The organism is Vibrio nigripulchritudo ATCC 27043, assembly GCF_000222685.1.
Taxonomy (GTDB): Bacteria; Pseudomonadota; Gammaproteobacteria; order Enterobacterales; family Vibrionaceae; genus Vibrio; species Vibrio nigripulchritudo.
On record NZ_AFWJ01000022.1, the window covers coordinates 1 to 15,993 of the forward strand.

General features: G+C 45.7%; 18 protein-coding genes. 6 read left to right on the plus strand and 12 right to left on the minus strand.

What is annotated here, in order from left to right:
* Positions 1 to 80: 80 nt before the first annotated feature.
* The 3 genes from RH89_RS03510 to sodB form a co-directional block, all read right to left on the minus strand.
* On the minus strand, positions 81 to 584 hold the full coding sequence (locus tag RH89_RS03510) for a VC2046/SO_2500 family protein (RefSeq protein WP_004399012.1): 504 nt from the start codon (positions 582 to 584) through the stop codon (positions 81 to 83).
* 108 nt (positions 585 to 692) lie between these two features.
* Complete coding sequence (locus tag RH89_RS03515; protein ID WP_244410392.1) at positions 693 to 2,006, minus strand: 3-deoxy-D-manno-octulosonic acid transferase; 1,314 nt, start codon at positions 2,004 to 2,006, stop codon at positions 693 to 695.
* 139 nt (positions 2,007 to 2,145) lie between these two features.
* The gene (sodB, locus tag RH89_RS03520) at positions 2,146 to 2,730 is read right to left on the minus strand and encodes a superoxide dismutase [Fe] (protein ID WP_004399014.1); all 585 of its coding nucleotides are present in this window, start codon (positions 2,728 to 2,730) and stop codon (positions 2,146 to 2,148) included.
* A gap of 315 nt (positions 2,731 to 3,045) precedes the next feature.
* On the opposite strand from sodB, the gene RH89_RS03525 reads away from it, so the two are divergent.
* Positions 3,046 to 3,378 carry a Grx4 family monothiol glutaredoxin gene (locus tag RH89_RS03525; RefSeq protein ID WP_004399023.1) on the plus strand — a complete coding sequence of 111 codons (333 nt, stop codon included), beginning with the start codon at positions 3,046 to 3,048 and terminating at the stop codon, positions 3,376 to 3,378.
* A gap of 68 nt (positions 3,379 to 3,446) precedes the next feature.
* Here RH89_RS03525 and RH89_RS03530 read toward each other — a convergent pair whose 3' ends face one another.
* Together RH89_RS03530 and rnt are read right to left on the minus strand one after the other, a co-directional pair.
* On the minus strand, positions 3,447 to 4,769 hold the full coding sequence (locus tag RH89_RS03530) for a Na+/H+ antiporter family protein (protein ID WP_004399026.1): 1,323 nt from the start codon (positions 4,767 to 4,769) through the stop codon (positions 3,447 to 3,449).
* A gap of 86 nt (positions 4,770 to 4,855) precedes the next feature.
* Complete coding sequence (rnt, locus tag RH89_RS03535; protein ID WP_004399037.1) at positions 4,856 to 5,509, minus strand: ribonuclease T; 654 nt, start codon at positions 5,507 to 5,509, stop codon at positions 4,856 to 4,858.
* A gap of 200 nt (positions 5,510 to 5,709) precedes the next feature.
* On the opposite strand from rnt, the gene motY reads away from it, so the two are divergent.
* Positions 5,710 to 6,597, plus strand: coding sequence for a flagellar protein MotY (gene motY / locus RH89_RS03540; protein WP_004399041.1), 888 nt, complete (start codon positions 5,710 to 5,712; stop codon positions 6,595 to 6,597).
* A gap of 85 nt (positions 6,598 to 6,682) precedes the next feature.
* Here motY and RH89_RS03545 read toward each other — a convergent pair whose 3' ends face one another.
* On the minus strand, positions 6,683 to 7,120 hold the full coding sequence (locus RH89_RS03545; RefSeq protein WP_004399042.1) for a DUF2753 domain-containing protein: 438 nt from the start codon (positions 7,118 to 7,120) through the stop codon (positions 6,683 to 6,685).
* Between the two features lie 148 nt (positions 7,121 to 7,268).
* Positions 7,269 to 7,685: a lactoylglutathione lyase gene (gloA, locus tag RH89_RS03550; RefSeq protein ID WP_004399043.1), complete on the minus strand. Its 417-nt coding sequence runs from the start codon at positions 7,683 to 7,685 to the stop codon at positions 7,269 to 7,271.
* Between the two features lie 186 nt (positions 7,686 to 7,871).
* Here gloA and RH89_RS03555 point away from each other — a divergent pair, with 186 nt between their 5' ends.
* The 4 genes from RH89_RS03555 to RH89_RS03570 are packed head-to-tail and all read left to right on the plus strand — an operon-like array spanning position 7,872 to position 12,511.
* The gene (locus tag RH89_RS03555) at positions 7,872 to 9,401 is read left to right on the plus strand and encodes an ABC transporter substrate-binding protein (RefSeq protein WP_004399044.1); all 1,530 of its coding nucleotides are present in this window, start codon (positions 7,872 to 7,874) and stop codon (positions 9,399 to 9,401) included.
* Positions 9,394 to 10,347 (plus strand): ABC transporter permease, encoded by a 954-nt coding sequence (locus tag RH89_RS03560; RefSeq protein WP_004399045.1) that lies wholly within the window; start codon positions 9,394 to 9,396, stop codon positions 10,345 to 10,347. The genes RH89_RS03555 and RH89_RS03560 overlap by 8 nt, the downstream gene beginning before the upstream one ends.
* Positions 10,344 to 11,129, plus strand: a complete 786-nt coding sequence (locus RH89_RS03565; RefSeq protein ID WP_004399047.1) for an ABC transporter permease — start codon at positions 10,344 to 10,346, stop codon at positions 11,127 to 11,129. Before RH89_RS03560 ends, RH89_RS03565 begins: the two co-directional genes overlap by 4 nt.
* On the plus strand, positions 11,126 to 12,511 hold the full coding sequence (locus RH89_RS03570; protein ID WP_004399049.1) for an ABC transporter ATP-binding protein: 1,386 nt from the start codon (positions 11,126 to 11,128) through the stop codon (positions 12,509 to 12,511). Before RH89_RS03565 ends, RH89_RS03570 begins: the two co-directional genes overlap by 4 nt.
* A gap of 76 nt (positions 12,512 to 12,587) precedes the next feature.
* On the opposite strand, the gene nth is transcribed toward RH89_RS03570, so the two are convergent.
* From nth to RH89_RS03595, 5 genes are read right to left on the minus strand one after another with little or no spacing between them, the layout of a single operon-like run.
* Entirely contained in the window at positions 12,588 to 13,268 is a 681-nt protein-coding gene (gene nth / locus RH89_RS03575; RefSeq protein WP_004399051.1) for an endonuclease III, read from the minus strand.
* Positions 13,269 to 13,320: 52 nt separating this feature from the next.
* The gene (locus RH89_RS03580; RefSeq protein ID WP_004399053.1) at positions 13,321 to 14,013 is read right to left on the minus strand and encodes an electron transport complex subunit E; all 693 of its coding nucleotides are present in this window, start codon (positions 14,011 to 14,013) and stop codon (positions 13,321 to 13,323) included.
* The gene (rsxG, locus tag RH89_RS03585) at positions 14,013 to 14,639 is read right to left on the minus strand and encodes an electron transport complex subunit RsxG (RefSeq protein WP_004399055.1); all 627 of its coding nucleotides are present in this window, start codon (positions 14,637 to 14,639) and stop codon (positions 14,013 to 14,015) included. The genes RH89_RS03580 and rsxG overlap by 1 nt, the downstream gene beginning before the upstream one ends.
* A 5-nt stretch (positions 14,640 to 14,644) precedes the next feature.
* Positions 14,645 to 15,697 carry an electron transport complex subunit RsxD gene (rsxD, locus tag RH89_RS03590; protein WP_004399060.1) on the minus strand — a complete coding sequence of 351 codons (1,053 nt, stop codon included), beginning with the start codon at positions 15,695 to 15,697 and terminating at the stop codon, positions 14,645 to 14,647.
* The gene (locus RH89_RS03595; protein WP_038144873.1) at positions 15,697 to 15,894 is read right to left on the minus strand and encodes a hypothetical protein; all 198 of its coding nucleotides are present in this window, start codon (positions 15,892 to 15,894) and stop codon (positions 15,697 to 15,699) included. Before RH89_RS03595 ends, rsxD begins: the two co-directional genes overlap by 1 nt.
* Between the last annotated feature and the right edge of the window lie 99 nt (positions 15,895 to 15,993).

The window sequence follows — 15,993 nt, forward strand, 5'->3', positions numbered from 1 at the left end:
TCATTGTTTATGATTTGTATCGCGCGATTAGTGCTTGAACTATGTAATGTGTATCAAAAATGATACTGGGTGATGGTGGGTTAGGCTGATAGTTGCAGCTTGTGCATTAGGTGGGCTTCTGACATCTGTTTGTAGATCTCTTGAGGAACCACGGCAGCATGCTCTTTTTTCTCTAGCTTACGGCGCTCGTGACCAGACAGGTTGTGGTAAACCTCTTCTGGTAAATCGAACGTTTCCTGAGGCATGTAAGCAAGAGCATCCGGTGAAAGACCGTGCGCCAGTTTTGCACTTGCCAACCCAGACTTATGAAATAAATCGGCTTGCTGAGCAGATCGAGTGAAGGTTTCTTCGTTAGAGCGTAAAGGTTGAGGCGTTGCAAGGTCGAACTCTTTTCTGAGTTTCTGCTCGCTGCTCTCTGGTGATTCGATGACTTCAACGGGTGTGTTGTCACGAACATCATTGGAGAACATCGACACCAACAAAGCAAAGTCAGCACGACGCCCAGTGTTAACAGCCTGGCTGATGCCATTGCCAACATTGAGTTCGCTGATGATTGCGGCTTTGTCTAGGGTATGAATGTTCATGATGCTCCTCGCTGAATACACTATTAACGGCAAGGAAATAAAGAACTTTAGGAAATAAACTAAGAAAAAACGGGCTGATTAATCAGCCCGTTTTTTTGAGAGTTAGATTTATTGCTTGCTTTGATAGATGACGGAGTGATTATCTTTCACAAACTGGTTTACCTGCTCAACGTAACTTGCAGATGATTTGTACTTGCGGCTGTCGTTAGACGCGACAACATTTACCGCAACTAAATGGCAAATCGCAATAATCGCAAACAGCTTAAAGCGTTCTGGCTTGGCTTCAATAAACGCGGCGACACCGTAAAGGATTGGTATGATGGCAAATGGGTAAGCCAGCATTAAATGCCAATAGTTGAATGTGATAGGAGCCAACGCGGCACACGCCAGAATGGCAATAAAGACGCCAAATGCGTAAAGCGGGAGCCAGTCATCAAAGGAAGGTGGGTTTTCACCTTTGCGGATCATCGACTTGACTCGTTTCCATAGTCTCCAGCTGTATCGTGCTGAGATGACGACGGTGAAAGCACCTACACCAAATACCCATCCTTTCCATAAGTAAACGAGTGCCATACGAGCAAATTCGATGGTGGTGATCCATTCAAACGTACTGTTGGCTATCGCTTTGTTTGAGAACATCATAGAACCATAGCGAATCCAGTAGAGAACGGATTTTAAAACAGGGTAAACGTTTGTTAGTCCGTAGCCGATGTAGCGGTCACTTTCCTGAACAATCTGCTCGTTGTTCATCATTTCTAAGAAGTAAGGGACCAGAGACAGGCCTGTAACTAAGACCCCAGCAATGACGCCAAACCAGGAAACCTTGCCTAAGCCACGATACAGAAGGTAAATAGAAACAAATGCCAGCAAAGGCCAAGAGAAGTGCAGTTGCATTGCCATACCGATGGCAAGTACATGCAAGAAGCTGTAACCAAAGGAAACTTCTTCACGCATCTTAAATGCTGTCCAGAAATGGAGTGCAGCAAAGAAGAGTAAGTAAGAAGGGTTGTAAAGCACATTGTCGTACTGCATCCACGTGGAGAACCAGACCAGTAAAGCAAATACCAATCGAACGGGTTTGGAGAAATAGTGCTTAATGACGGAGTCCAGCATAAGGACGGAAACGATTCTCAATGCAATTAAGAAAGCCATAGGTGCCCATGGAGAATCCCAAACCATCAAAGGTAATCCGACGACAAGAGCGGAAAGGTAGCCAGGTACATTGCCCACGGTACTGCCATAGTTACCAAATGGCAGCCAGTTACCATCATAGGCGCCCATGTATCCTTTAATCAGCATTTGGTCCTGGTCGCCATCCAGAAGCTGATTTCCTGCGTAATACACAGAGAAAATAGTGCCCGCTGCCAGTATGACAAAATAGAGAATGTGAAAATGCTTTTCTAAATACGCGTCAAATTTCACTTTCAAGCCTTAGTAAATTTAGATATTCAATTGACGATTATCCTACCTTTTTACCTATTTACATCAAGTTACAAATGGCTTTCTGGTATAAAAAAACCCACGCATTAGCGTGGGTTCGAATTTTTTGTGCTCTACTGAGTTATTTTGCCAGGTTAGCCGCAACAAATTCCCAGTTCACCAATGCCCAAAACGCGCCCATGTAGTCTGGACGAACGTTGCGGAAATCGATGTAGTAAGCGTGCTCCCACAAATCAACAGTAAGCAGTGGCGTGATGCCTTCTTCTGTTAGTGGTGTTGCAGCGTTAGACGTGTTGATGATGTCTAATGAACCGTCCGCTTTTTTCACAAGCCATGTCCAAGACGAACCGAAGTTATTGATTGCTGAATCTGTAAACTTCGCTTTGAACTCGTCGAATGAACCGAAAGATGCGTTAATAGCGTCAGCTACTGCTCCTGTTGGTTCGCCACCTGCGTTTGGCGCCAGGCAGTGCCAGTAAAACGTGTGGTTCCAGATCTGTGCTGCGTTGTTGAATATGCCGCCAGTAGAAGTTTTGATGATCTCTTCCAAAGACTTGTTTTCAAACTCTGTACCTGGTAGCAGACCGTTCAACTTAACAACGTAAGTGTTGTGGTGCTTGCCGTGGTGAAAATCCAGAGTTTCCGCAGAGATGTGCGGTTCTAGCGCGTCTTTTGCGTAAGGAAGAGCTGGTAGTTCAAATGCCATTGCTCGATTCTCCATTATGTGTGAAAGAGAGCTACCTCTTTCGATTGCTTCCAATGTGTATTTTATTATTTAGTCGTCTTTTGACTGACTTTTGTATGTGCCAATACCGTATAAAGTTCAGCACAAATTTTTTGAATCAGTTTAGCAAGTTTTTACTTTATTAAAAGAAAAAGCACAGAGTTTTTTAAAACTTAGGATAGGAACTTTGAGCCCGATAGATCAAAAAGTAATAACCCTAGTCATTAAGGACTTTTTATTCTGACTTAAACCAGTAGAATGAACCGAATAGTTAAAGCATCCATGAATGAGGACGCAATGGAAACCATCGAAAAAATCAAACAGCAAATTTCTGAAAACTCAATTCTTCTCTATATGAAAGGTTCACCTAAGCTTCCGAGCTGTGGTTTTTCTTCTCAAGCTTCTCAGGCGCTAATGGCATGTGGTGAGAAGTTCGCTTACGTTGATATCCTGCAAAACCCGGATATCCGTGCTGAACTTCCAAAATACGCACAATGGCCTACGTTTCCACAACTTTGGGTTGAAGGTGAGTTGGTCGGTGGTTGTGACATCATTCTAGAGATGTTCCAGAAAGGCGAACTGCAACCTCTAATCAAAGAAGCGGCAGCTCGTTCTGCTGAAGAAGAGTAATTTTACTTTTCCCATAAATGACAAAGGCTTGGTATTTACCAAGCCTTTTTTGTTTCTCGCCACAAAGCCTAGAGGGTCATTGCTGCCAGCCAGCCGAATGCGATCAGTGGTAGGTTGTAATGAACAAACGTCGGCACTACTGTTTCCCAGATGTGCTCGTGCTGACCATCAGCATTCAAACCAGAGGTTGGACCCAATGTTGAGTCGGATGCCGGTGAACCAGCATCACCAAGTGCTGCAGCAGTGCCCACTAGTGCAACGGTTGCCATTGGTGAAAAACCGAAAGCGATAGCCAGCGGTACGTAAATGGTTGCCAGAATCGGGATGGTCGAGAAAGATGAACCGATTCCCATGGTCACAAGCAGACCAACAATGAGCATAAGCAAAGCAGCAAGAGGCTTGTTATCGCCAATGGATGTAGATAACGCTTCAACCAAAGATTCTACGCCACCTGTTTGTTTCATCACAGCAGCAAAACCGGCCGCAGCGATCATGATGAAACCAATCATAGCCATCATATGCACGCCTTTGGTGAAGACATCCTGCGTTTCTTTCCACGCAATCACGCCACCAAATGTAAAGACCATAAAGCCAGCCAATGCACCAATAATCATCGACCCAGTGCTCAGTTGAACAGTCAGTGCCATCACGATACCCACCAACGCAATCCAGATGTTCTTCATTTTCACTTCTGGCACATCTGAAGATTCAGCATTCACACTGAGTTGGTTGTATTCTCGTGGCTTGCGGTAGCTAACAAAAATCGCCATAAGCAGACCAAAAATCATTCCTGCAGCGGGCAGAAGCATAGCCACTGGCACTTGCGAAGCCACAACTTCCAGTCCGTTGTCGTGCAGATTTTTTAGCAGGATATTGTTAAGGAAAATCCCACCAAACCCGACAGGGAGAACCATGTACGGGGTAATCAGACCAAAAGTCAGAACACAGGCAACCAGGCGTCTGTCGAGTTTGAATTTCGCGAACACTTGAAGCAAAGGTGGGATCAGAATAGGGATAAATGCAATATGTACAGGAATGATGTTCTGGGATGACATGGTCACCAAAATCAATGCGATAAGAATAAAGTACTTCAGACCAGTCGACGCTGATTCGGCATTTGAGCCATTGATTTTGCGAATAACGCTGGACGCGAGTAAATCGGTGATCCCTGATTTAGAGATCGCAACGGCGAAAGTACCGAGCATGGCATAGCTTAGAGCAATGGTTGCACCGCCACCCAGCCCGCTTTCAAAAGCGGAGACAGCATCAGTCAGTGACATTCCGGAAACAAGGCCGCCAACAATGGCGCTAAAAGTGAGTGCAACTACAACATTGACTCGCATTAAAGCGAGAACCAACATGATGCACACAGAAATAACTACGGGGTTCATATTTTTCTCAGATTAAAGTAAGGGTCGTGAGACCCAATGATGTGTTTGCATTTAAAACCCAGTGGGACTGGGTTATTTAGGTATGATTATTTTTCTTCAAGTTCTTCTTGTAATGGCCAGCCACCAAGAGCTTTCCACTTGTTCACAATGCCACAGAACAATTCGGCTGTTTTTTCAGTGTCGTAAAGTGCGGAATGCGCCTCTTTATTATCGAAATCCATCCCTGCAACTTTACACGCTTTCGCTAACACCGTTTGCCCGTAAGCCAAGCCACTTAACGTTGCTGTGTCGAACGTAGCAAAAGGGTGGAAAGGGACGCGTTTTAAGCTGCATCGCTTACTGGCTTCCATCACAAAGCTATGATCGAAGTTCGCATTGTGAGCGACCATGATTGCACGGTTGCAGTCTGCGGCTTTTTGCTCTTTTCGAACCAGCTTATAGATTTCTTTCAGAGCTTCGGCTTCGGTAACTGCACCGCGAAGAGGGCTGAAAGGGTCGCGAATTCCATTGAATTCAAGCGCTTCTTTTTCAAGGTTGGCACCTTCAAATGGCTCAACATTAAAATGTATGGTTGAAGCGGGGACTAAATCGCCTTCTTCGTTCATTTTTAATGTCACAGCACAAATTTCCAAAAGTGCATCGGTTTTTGCATTAAATCCGGCAGTCTCAACGTCGATTACGACGGGGAAATAACCTCTAAAGCGTTGTTTCAATGTAAGGTCGCAGTTTGTTTCAGTCATGTTTGTTCTGTTCCATGTGACAAGCATCGCATTATACCCAAGCACAGGGGATAAGCGATACCCAATCAGACCCGAAGAGAAAAACAAATTTGGCTGGATTTTTGCATTATCCGATTAGATTTACATGAAAGCGTCAAATAAAGGCGCATTTGTGGCAAAAGCGGCAATACCGCGCCGCTTTGAAAGATAAAGAGATAGCAATGAAGAAAAACAAGTGGTTAACCTTTAGCTTAGTGGGCGTTGCTGTGGCCGTGTCGGGGAGTGCGTCTGCGATTCAAACCCGATATGTCGCCAAGCCTGAGCAGTCGAACTGGGAGATGGCGGTGAATACGCCACTTGAATGTCAGTTAGTGCACCCGATCCCGAATTATGGTTCTGCGGTGTTTACGTCTCGTGCCAGCAAAAAGATTAACCTCGATTTTGAATTAAAGATGTATCGCCCAATGGGTGAAACGCGAAATGTTTCATTGGTTTCGATGCCGCCGATTTGGCGAGCTGGTGAGAATGCCGAGCAGATTTCCAACCTGAAGTTCTTTAAACAGTTTGACGGTTACATTGGTGGTCAGACGGCATGGGGTTTATTGTCTGAACTAGAGAAAGGACGCTACCCGACGTTTGGATACGCAGACTGGCAAAGCCGGGATAAAAGAGTAGAAGTTGCGCTGTCGTCTGTACTTTTCCAGTCTTCATACAATGCGTTTAGTATGTGTGTCAGCCAGCTACTGCCTTACAGTTTCGAAGACATTTCATTTACCATACTGCATTATGACCGCAACAGTTCTCAGTTGAACAAAGCATCGCAAAAGCGCTTGGCTAAAATAGCAGAGTACGTTAAACACAATAAAGACATTGATTTGGTGCTGGTGGCAGCTTACACCGACTCAAGTGGCGGTAAAAAAGGCAATCAGGGTTTATCTGAAAAACGTGCGAATGTGCTTCGAGATTATTTCCAGTCTATCGGGTTACCGCCTAATCGCATCGAGGTACAAGGATTTGGTGAAAGAAGACCAATCGCCGACAACAGTTCACCTCTAGGCAAAGACAAAAACCGACGCGTGGTTATATCATTGGGAAGAACACAAGTCTGATTTTCAGCTCTGTTCAAAAGTACCAGACAAAATAAAAGCTCCTTAAATAAGGAGCTTTTATTTTCTTTAAATTCTTCTGCTTGCTTTAGTTTAGGCGGAAACTAGCAATGATTTCGCAGTTAGTTGCTGTATCAATATGTTGCACTTGCTCAGCGACTTTAGGGTTAGGATGGCGTTTCATGAAATCGATAAGCGCTTTACGGCAACAGCCCAAAGAATCGATGAAACTGTCACAATGTGTTTTTGGACATTGTGGAACCAACGAAAGAATTTTTTCCGACGCAAGCTGAAGATATTTTAGCTCGTAATCGTTATCACCGTTTTCACGCCAAAACTTTGCGAGGTTGTGGCAAGAAATCACGTTGATAGTTAACAGATCATCTACCTCAACTTCCTGCTCATCGATCAGTTTTTCTGAAATGGCCAGTGCTTTTTGGTAATGAATGATACTGCGCAGAAAATCCTGCTCTTGCAGGGCAACATCTGCCTTCAGTGTATGCTGTTCCCACTCTCTAACATTCATTGTCAATTCTTCCGTATTTCGTAAAACATATATTCCGAATATATTAAATGATAATACTTATCATGTAAAGTAACAGCGTTGTTTATTAGGGTGTTCTAATTAAGAGGCAAGTCGGTGAGATTTGCCTCTTTGAAACGCAGAGAAGAGTTTAGCCTTCAAGCCCGGCAGTTGCGGACTTATTTTGAATTAATTCAATCATATAGCCGTCGGGATCTTTAACAAAAGCGATGTGAGTTGTCCCGCCTTTTACGGGACCCGGATCACGCGTAATGTTACCACCAGCAGAACGGATTGCATCGCAGGTCTGGTAAATATCATCAAACCCAAGCGCAATATGACCAAAAGCGGTACCCATTTCGTATTCCGAGGTGCCCCAGTTATAGGTCAGTTCAATTACCGCACCTTCCGATTCATCCGAGTAGCCTAAAAAAGCGAGCGTGTATTTGTACTGCTCGTTGACGTTTGTGCGAAGTAACTTCATACCCAGCACTTTGGTGTAAAACTCGATAGAGCGATCCAAATCGCCCACACGGATCATTGTGTGAAGAATACGTCCTTTTGACATTGTTATTGCCCCAGATTGTGTTGGAGGTAAATGTGAACAATAGATTAGCGAAATGCCTTCAAGACTCAAAGCAATTCAGTGAAGATTCCGTCAGTTTTAATAAATCTCATGGTTGCATATAGACAGGAATGTCAATATGAGATTGAATAAAAACAAATATGTTATAACGTAACAACGGAGTTAAAGTTGAAAAAGTTAACTTTGGTAGTGCTGGTTGGTCTCGCCATACTAGCCTACCTTTTTTTAGGTCAGAAAGACGAGATTAAGACGCTATCTATCTCTGGTCCTTTTGAATTCAGCAGCCAGGATTTATCGAAGGACGGGTTCTTATTTACACGACTTCAGGTGGTTGAGCCTTTGGTGGGAATCAACCAGAAGTCTGAACTTTTCCCCGTGTTGGCAGAGAGCTGGCAACAAAGTGAAGACCGTTTGAGCTGGTCTTTCAACATCAGGGGTAACGTCACTTTTCACGATGGTACACCTCTGACTGCTGAGACAGTGGAGCTTTCCCTAAGACGTGCACTCGATAAACCTGGTGTTCTGAAACGTGCACCCATTGAATCGATTACGGCAAATGGTAATCAGGTCGTTATTAAGCTAACCAAACCTTTTGTTCCTATGCTTTCTGTATTGGCGCACTTCTCAACATCCATTGCCGCTCCAAGTTCCTACGATGAATCGGGTGAAGTGGTGAACCTGCAAGGCACCGGACCTTATCAGGTCAGTGAACTTGTTCCTCCTCACAAAGCATTGGTGAAAACATTCGACGGATATTGGGGTGAGAAACCAAGCATTCAGCAAGTAAGCTATCTGGCAGGGCACCGTTCTGAAAGCCGAGCGTTGCTGGCTCAGTCAGGTCAGGCAGATCTCGTTTACACGCTTGATCCTCTTAGCCTTGAAAGCCTGAATGCTTCCGAAAATCTAAACACGCACGTGATTTCTATGCCGCGTACCGTGATGATCAAACTGAATAACGAGCATCCTTTACTAAACCATGCCGATATTCGTCAGGCACTCAGCTTAGTGATTGATAGAAAAGGTATTGCGGATCATGTGCTTCGCCTGCCGGGTTCAGAAGCGTATCAACTGTTCTCACCAGCTCTGGGTGTGTGGCACCTAGGGGATTACGGTGCAAAAGCACGTGATGTAGAAAAGGCGAAACAATTGCTGGCTTCGCATGGATGGGCTCTGAACAGTGAAAACAAGCTGGAAAAAGAAGGGCAGGTATTTGAGATAAACCTGACAACGTATGCTGACCGCCCTGAACTTCCATTGATTGCTACAGCAATTCAGGCTCAGCTTGCTGAAGTTGGGATCACCGTAGACATCACCATCGACAACTCCAGTGCGATTCCATCCAGACACCATGATGGTACGTTGGAAATGGCGTTGATCGCTCGTAACTACGGAATATTGGCGGATCCGCTTACTTTGTTGCTGAACGACTTCGCAACACATAAAGGCAGCGACTGGGGACCAACTAACTGGTCTTCATCTGAATTCACCAATATTCTGAACAAACTTGCGGTACAAAATGATGTCACTGAGTATCGCAAAATGATTCCAGATGCGTCAAAACTGCTGGCTGATGAAATGCCATTGATTCCAATCACTTATTACCAACAGATTATTGCGGTGAATAAGCGAGTGGAAAACTTCTCCTTTGACCCATTTGAACTTAACTACCGAGTGGCGGAGATGAAGCTGAATGACTAGCTTCCTCTACAAACGTTTGTGCCAGGCGATATTCGTCGCCTGGTCTGTAGGCACAGTTACTTTCGTTTTGATGAGACTGATACCCGGCGACATTGCTTATCGCATTGCCGCTGGTCGCTACGGTTATGATTACGTCGATCTTGATGCGGCTAAAGCCGTTTCAGAAGAACTAGGGTTAGACAGACCTGCCATTGAGCTTTACTTCAATTGGTTGTGGGAATTAGTCCAGTTTAATCTGGGTCGTTCTCTGGTCAGCGGAGAGCTGGTGATAAACGAGCTTGCTCATCAACTCGGTCATTCCATTTTACTCGCCGCGACAGCAATGGTGGTTTCATTGCTCATTGCGGTTCCAATTGGTGTTTATTGTGGGCGTCATGCCGGAAAGCTACCGGATACCTTCTCACTGTTCACTTCAATTGTGATGAAAGCTCAGCCAGTATTTCTGATTGGGTTGGCGTTAGTCATCATTTTCGCATTGAAACTAAACTGGCTACCTGTGGCAGGGTTCGGGGGACCAAGCTTTATTGTGCTGCCAGCCGTGACTCTGGCACTCAGCATGGCGGCAATGTCTAACCGGATTATTCGAAACTCTACCCAGCAGGTAACCGGATCTCAGTACTTTTTGTTTGCTCGATTAAAAGGACTGAGTTACTCACAAGCCTTTGAACGCCATGGAAAAGTGAACATTGCTTTGCCTGTGATTGCTTTTATTGGCGTTCAGACAGTCACTCTGATTGAAGGCATTGTGATGGTAGAGTCTCTGTTCTCATGGCCGGGTATTGGTCATGCGCTTTCACATGCCATTTTCGCTCGTGATATTCCTATGATTCAGGGAGCTGCTTTATTAATGGGACTACTGTTTGTCCTGATAAATACCTTGGTTGATGTGGTGAACTACATACTCGATCCTCGCTTAAGAGCAAAAACGGCGGAGGGAGTGTCATGATAGCGACACGTTCTCAGCAATTTGGCCTTTTTCTCATCTCACTGCTGTTTGTTTTTGTACTAGCGGAAAATCTTCTTTTTAGTAGTGATCCTTATAAGCAAAACCTTGCTTTGGCTTTTTCTGCTCCTGACTGGGCGGAACCACTGGGTCGGGATCATTATGGTCGAAGTAATATCGCGAGGCTATCCGACGCGATTCAAACTTCATTCTTTATGGCAATTACCTGCGTGCTGACGTCTGCAATCATGGGACTGGCTGCGGGTATTCTGGCTGGGTGGAAAGGCGGCTGGTGGGACAAAACACTCTCCTGGCTGGTAAACCTTGTGCTGGCAATGCCGGGTTTGATTCTGGTGCTGCTTTTTGGTGCGATTGTTCCCGGATCATTCTGGATTCTTTATCTCGCTATCTCCTTGATTTTATGGGTTGAGTATTTTCGTGTGGTCAGAAGCCGTGTTATGAGCCTGGTAGTGTCTCCTGAAGTCGAAGCCTCTCAGCTGTATGGCTTCTCAGATTTCTATATATTCAAGCGCCACCTGTGGCCTGAACTAAAACGCGATATCTACACGCTGGCTTGTTTTGGCGCTGGTAATTCGATTCTGACTCTCGCCTCGATTGGATTTTTGTATGTTGGTCTTAAGCCGCCTGAAGCCGAACTTGGTCTGATGATGGTTGAGCTTTTCCGCTATTACCAGCAGGCTCCTTGGGTCTTGGCACAGCCGATTGTGGTGGTGTTCTTATTGGTCATGGGGTTCCATCTGTTGGCAAAAGGAGATAAGTCATGAGTTGTCTTCTTGAAGTCAAAGATCTTTCCGTATCAGTTGAGAACGATCGCCTGGTTGAGCCCGTCTCTTTTGACGTGAACAGCGGGGAAGCGTTAGTCATTTTAGGAGAAACCGGCTCAGGAAAGAGTTTACTCGCCAATGCGATCATCGGGAATTTGCCAGATACCCTGACTTCGTCTGGGCAGGTACGGCTGTTTGACCGATGCCAGTCAGAACGGACGCAGGAAGAACGCGAATCTTTGTGGGGGCGAGACATTTCCGTATTGCCTCAGGAACCTTGGTTTGCGCTTAGTCCTCTTATGGCTGCAGGTGAGCAGGTAAAAGAAGTGGATCAACTGGTCAATGGTATTTCCGGCAATACACTTTTGAATCGCTTAAAAGAGGCATTTCAAAAGGTAAACCTCTGTGGGGACGAAAGCAAACTGCCAAGTCAGCTTTCGGGTGGAATGGCACAGCGAGTAGCGTACATAAGCGCAACTCAGGGTGGAGGAAAGCTGCTGATAGCAGACGAGCCGACCAAAGGGTTGGATGCCAGTCGTCAAAAGCAGATTGGTGAACAGCTCAATGCACATAAGTCGAAAGGCGCAGTATTGGTTATCACCCATGATGTTGAGCTGGCTGAGTCCCTTGGTGGGGAAGTGATCGTCATGCGAAAAGGCGTGGTGGTGGAGCGCGGGAAAAGCGAAGAGGTGTTAAAGGCACCAAAATCGGATTATGCCAAAGCACTGATCTCTGCTCATCCTAAAAATTGGCAACAACGTCAGGTTTCTTCAAAGTTGGAAACAATGATAAAAGCCAGTGAACTGAAAATGGTTCGTAATGGCAAAACACTCTTTGAAGATCTTGAATTCGCTATTCCTAAGAATAGCGTAATTGGCATCAGTGGAGACAGCGGAAAGGGGAAGTCAACGCTTGCCGATATCGTGCTCGGGTTGGTGACCCCAACCGCTGGATCTCTGAAGTTTCAGGAAAAGCTTGCCAAAGGAAAAGCGCTAAAGCTATATCAGGATCCACCGAGTGCATTGTCACGTGCCGTGCCTTTGCAAACACTTCTCGACGACATTCGAAAGGTCTGCCAGTTCGATGACGGACAAGTCAGGCGATATCTGAAGCGGCTGAATTTAGATGAAAGTCTGCTTGCAAGAAAGTCGACTCAGGTATCTGGGGGAGAACTTCAACGATTTGCAATCTTGCGTGCATTATTGATGGAGCCTAGTTTGCTGCTTGCGGATGAACCGACGTCCAGACTCGATCCCATTACGGCAGCCAATACGCTTAAATTACTGGTTGAGCTAAGCGAAGAGCAAGGGTTCACTCTGTTGTTAATCAGCCATGATAAAGTGGCTCTTAGTAAGCTTTGCGATCAGGTCATTCAAATCTAAACCTCAACAAAAAGGGAGTGATCATCACTCCCTTCGCTTCTGTCGCTCAATTTACCTTTTATATCCTACGGGACTTTTAGTTCTTCTTTTTTGTTTGTGCTTTCAACACTTCATTGATAAAGCTTTTACGCCCGTATTGCTTAGTAATAATGCACTTTTCTAAGTCGAAGCCTCTGGCAGGGCAGTACTCACGACCATAGTAAATGATCTGAAGGTGCAGATCGTTCCATCTCTCTTTCGGGAAAAGGCGTTTACCGTCACGTTCTGTCTGTTCAACGCTCTTACCGTTAGATAAACCCCAGCGGTACATCAATCTGTGTATATGCGTGTCAACAGGGAAAGCAGGGATGTTGAATGCCTGAGCCATGACAACCGAAGCTGTTTTGTGCCCGACACCCGGCATCGCTTCTAACGCTTTAAAGTCCTGAGGGACTTCGCCACCATGCTCTTTGATGATCATATCCGACAAATACCAGATACCTTTCGATTTCATCGGCGACAAGCCACAAGGCCTGATGATTTCTTTTATTTCCTCAATACTCAGTTTCACCATGTCATATGGATTATCAGCACGAGCGAAAAGCTTAGGAGTAATCTGGTTTACTCTCTCATCGGTGCATTGTGCTGACAATAAAACCGCCACCAATAAGGTGTAGGGATCTTTGTGGTCTAGAGGAATCGGAACTTCAGGATACAGCTCATCAAGAATGTTGATAATCGCCTGTACTTTTTCTTTTTTTGTTATGGATTGATTCATTTAAGGCAGCTTCCAGTGTTGCTTTATATATTTAGGTCAACAGACTCTCGTTCTATGCGTTGGTTACGCGCGCACGTTCTATTTCTGGCTTTTCTTGCTTCGGCTGACGTGATTCAATGTGTTTATCTATCAGGTTCTTACCCGCTATTAAGAAGCCAACGCCAATAAAGGCACCAGGTGGCAGTAGGGCGAGTAAGAAGCTGTTATCAAATTTAAACACTTCAATTCGAAGTACAGTCGCCCATGATCCAAGCAGTACATCAGCGCCGTCGAATAGGGTGCCATTACCTATCACTTCACGCATTGCGCCTAACACTACAAGTACGAGCATCATTCCCATACCCATCCAGAAGCCGTCTAGAGCCGATGGAAGAAGAGAGTTCTTTGAAGCAAATGCTTCTGCGCGACCAATGATGATGCAGTTGGTTACGATCAGCGGAATAAAAATACCCAGTGATAAATACAGACCATACGCGTAAGCATTCATCAGAAGCTGAACACAGGTAACCAGAGATGCGATGATCATAACGAAGATAGGAATACGAACTTCTTTTGGCACGTAGTCTCTGACCAGAGAGACGGCGACATTTGAGCCGACCTGAACCAGTAAAGTCGCAAGACCCAAACCTAACGCATTGGTTACAGTTGAAGAAACCGCCAGCAACGGACAAAGTCCCAGTAACTGAACCAAAGCTGGGTTGTTGTCCCAAATACCATTTTTTATCAGTGTTTTGTGGTCGGTCATTACTGTCCTCCGCAATTCAGTGGTCTGGATACGATAGCTTGCTGATTTTGATTAACGTACCATACGGCTTGTTTGACCGCCTTTACGACCGCGCGTGGAGTGATGGTTGCGCCAGTAAACTGGTCAAACTGTCCGCCATCTTTTCGCACTGCCCAGGCAGGGTCTTCTATATCAGGCACCGATTTGCCATTAAAGCCCAATATCCAGTCCGATACTCTTAAGTCAATCTTGTCACCTAACCCTGGTGTTTCTTTATGAGAAAGAACTCGCGTACCTAAAATTTCACCCGTAGCTGCAACACCCACAATGATCTTTATTTTTCCGCTATACCCGTCTGGCGCTATAGCTTCCAGAGCGATTGCGGAGGTTTCGCCCTGCTTTTGAGCAATATAAGCATGAACAGGTTCAGGTCCAAGTTCTGGTGATTCCAAGGTGGTGCATGCAGAGAATAGCTGATTGTCGTGCATATTTTCTGGTACCACTTCATTCAGGACAGACATCAGTTGTGCCTGCTCCTGTTCCTGAATAGTGGATGCGGTAAGTGCGTTGGTAATGGCAACCAACCCTGTTGATGCACAGGCAAAGACAGCAAGTACAGCGCCATTTTTCTTAATTGCATTCAACATTCAACTTACCTTTGGTGTCCGTATGTTCTTGGTTTTGTGTAGTAATCAATCAATGGTACACACATATTCGCCAGCAATACAGCGAATGCCACGCCATCTGGGAAGCCGCCCCAAGCTCTTATAATAAACACCAAGGCACCAATGATAGCGCCGAAGACAATCCTGCCTTTTACTGTGGTAGAGGCAGACACTGGATCCGTTGCGATGAAGAATGCTCCTAGCATGGTAGCGCCTGAGAGCAATTGGATGGTGACTGGTGCAGTCTGACCGGGCAGAAGCAGCATAAACAACACTGACATGATGGTCAGTGCCCCGAGAAACGCGACTGGGATATACCACTGGATGATTCGCAGCTTTATCATGGCTAAACCACCGATTAGATAAGCCAGGTTCACCCATTCCCATCCAGCGCCCGCTACGCCTGAAAACTGCGGCTGAGCGGTAATTTCACTTACTGTCATACCAGCTTGAAGAGAGGTCTTCATGGTATCAAGAGGCGTGGCCATTGTGATGCCATCAATCCCGGTTCTTACCTGCTGCAATGAAAAACCATCATGATTGAAACCGGTGAATATCAGTGACAGTGCGTCAGAGAAATCAACCTGAAACGGACTCATTGTGGATGGAGACAGCCAACTCGTCATTTGAACGGGGAATGAAATCAGCAACACCACGTATGCGACCATGGCAGGATTGAAGATATTTTGCCCCAACCCACCATAAAGGTGCTTTGCAATGACAATGGCAAAGATAAGACCAATCACCATCATCCACCAAGGGGATAGGGGAGGGATGGCTACTGCGAGCAACCAGGCTGTGACCACTGCGCTGTAATCGCGTAAAGCAGAAATAGGGTGACGCTTTCTAGCCAGCATGACCAGAGCTTCGAGCGCTAAGGCAACGACAATAGCAAATACCAGTTGAATTAGCGTTCCCCAACCGAAGAAGTAGGTTTGAGCGACCAGACCCGGAGTGGCGCAAAGCGCAACCCATTTCATTAAGTCTGGTGTACTGCGGCGATTTCGGGCATGCGGAGAGCTTGCAATAAAAAATGCCACTACTCATTCTCCTCAGATTGATTTTGTATTAGTTGTGCTGCTTCCTGTTCTTTTGCAGCTTTACGCGCTTTTGCTCTGGCGATCGCAGCGGCAACGGCTGCTTTCTTAGGGTCTTCTTCAGCAGCTGGCTCTGCGCTTTCTGATTCAGATTCGGTTTCTTGCTTCTTTTGCTGCCTTGCGAGCTTTTGCTCTGGCAATGGCAGCAGCTACCGCAGCTTTCTTTGGATCTTCTTCAGCGACCGGCTCTGCGCTTTCTGGTTCAGGCTGTACTTGCTGTTCTTTTTCAGCCTTGCGAG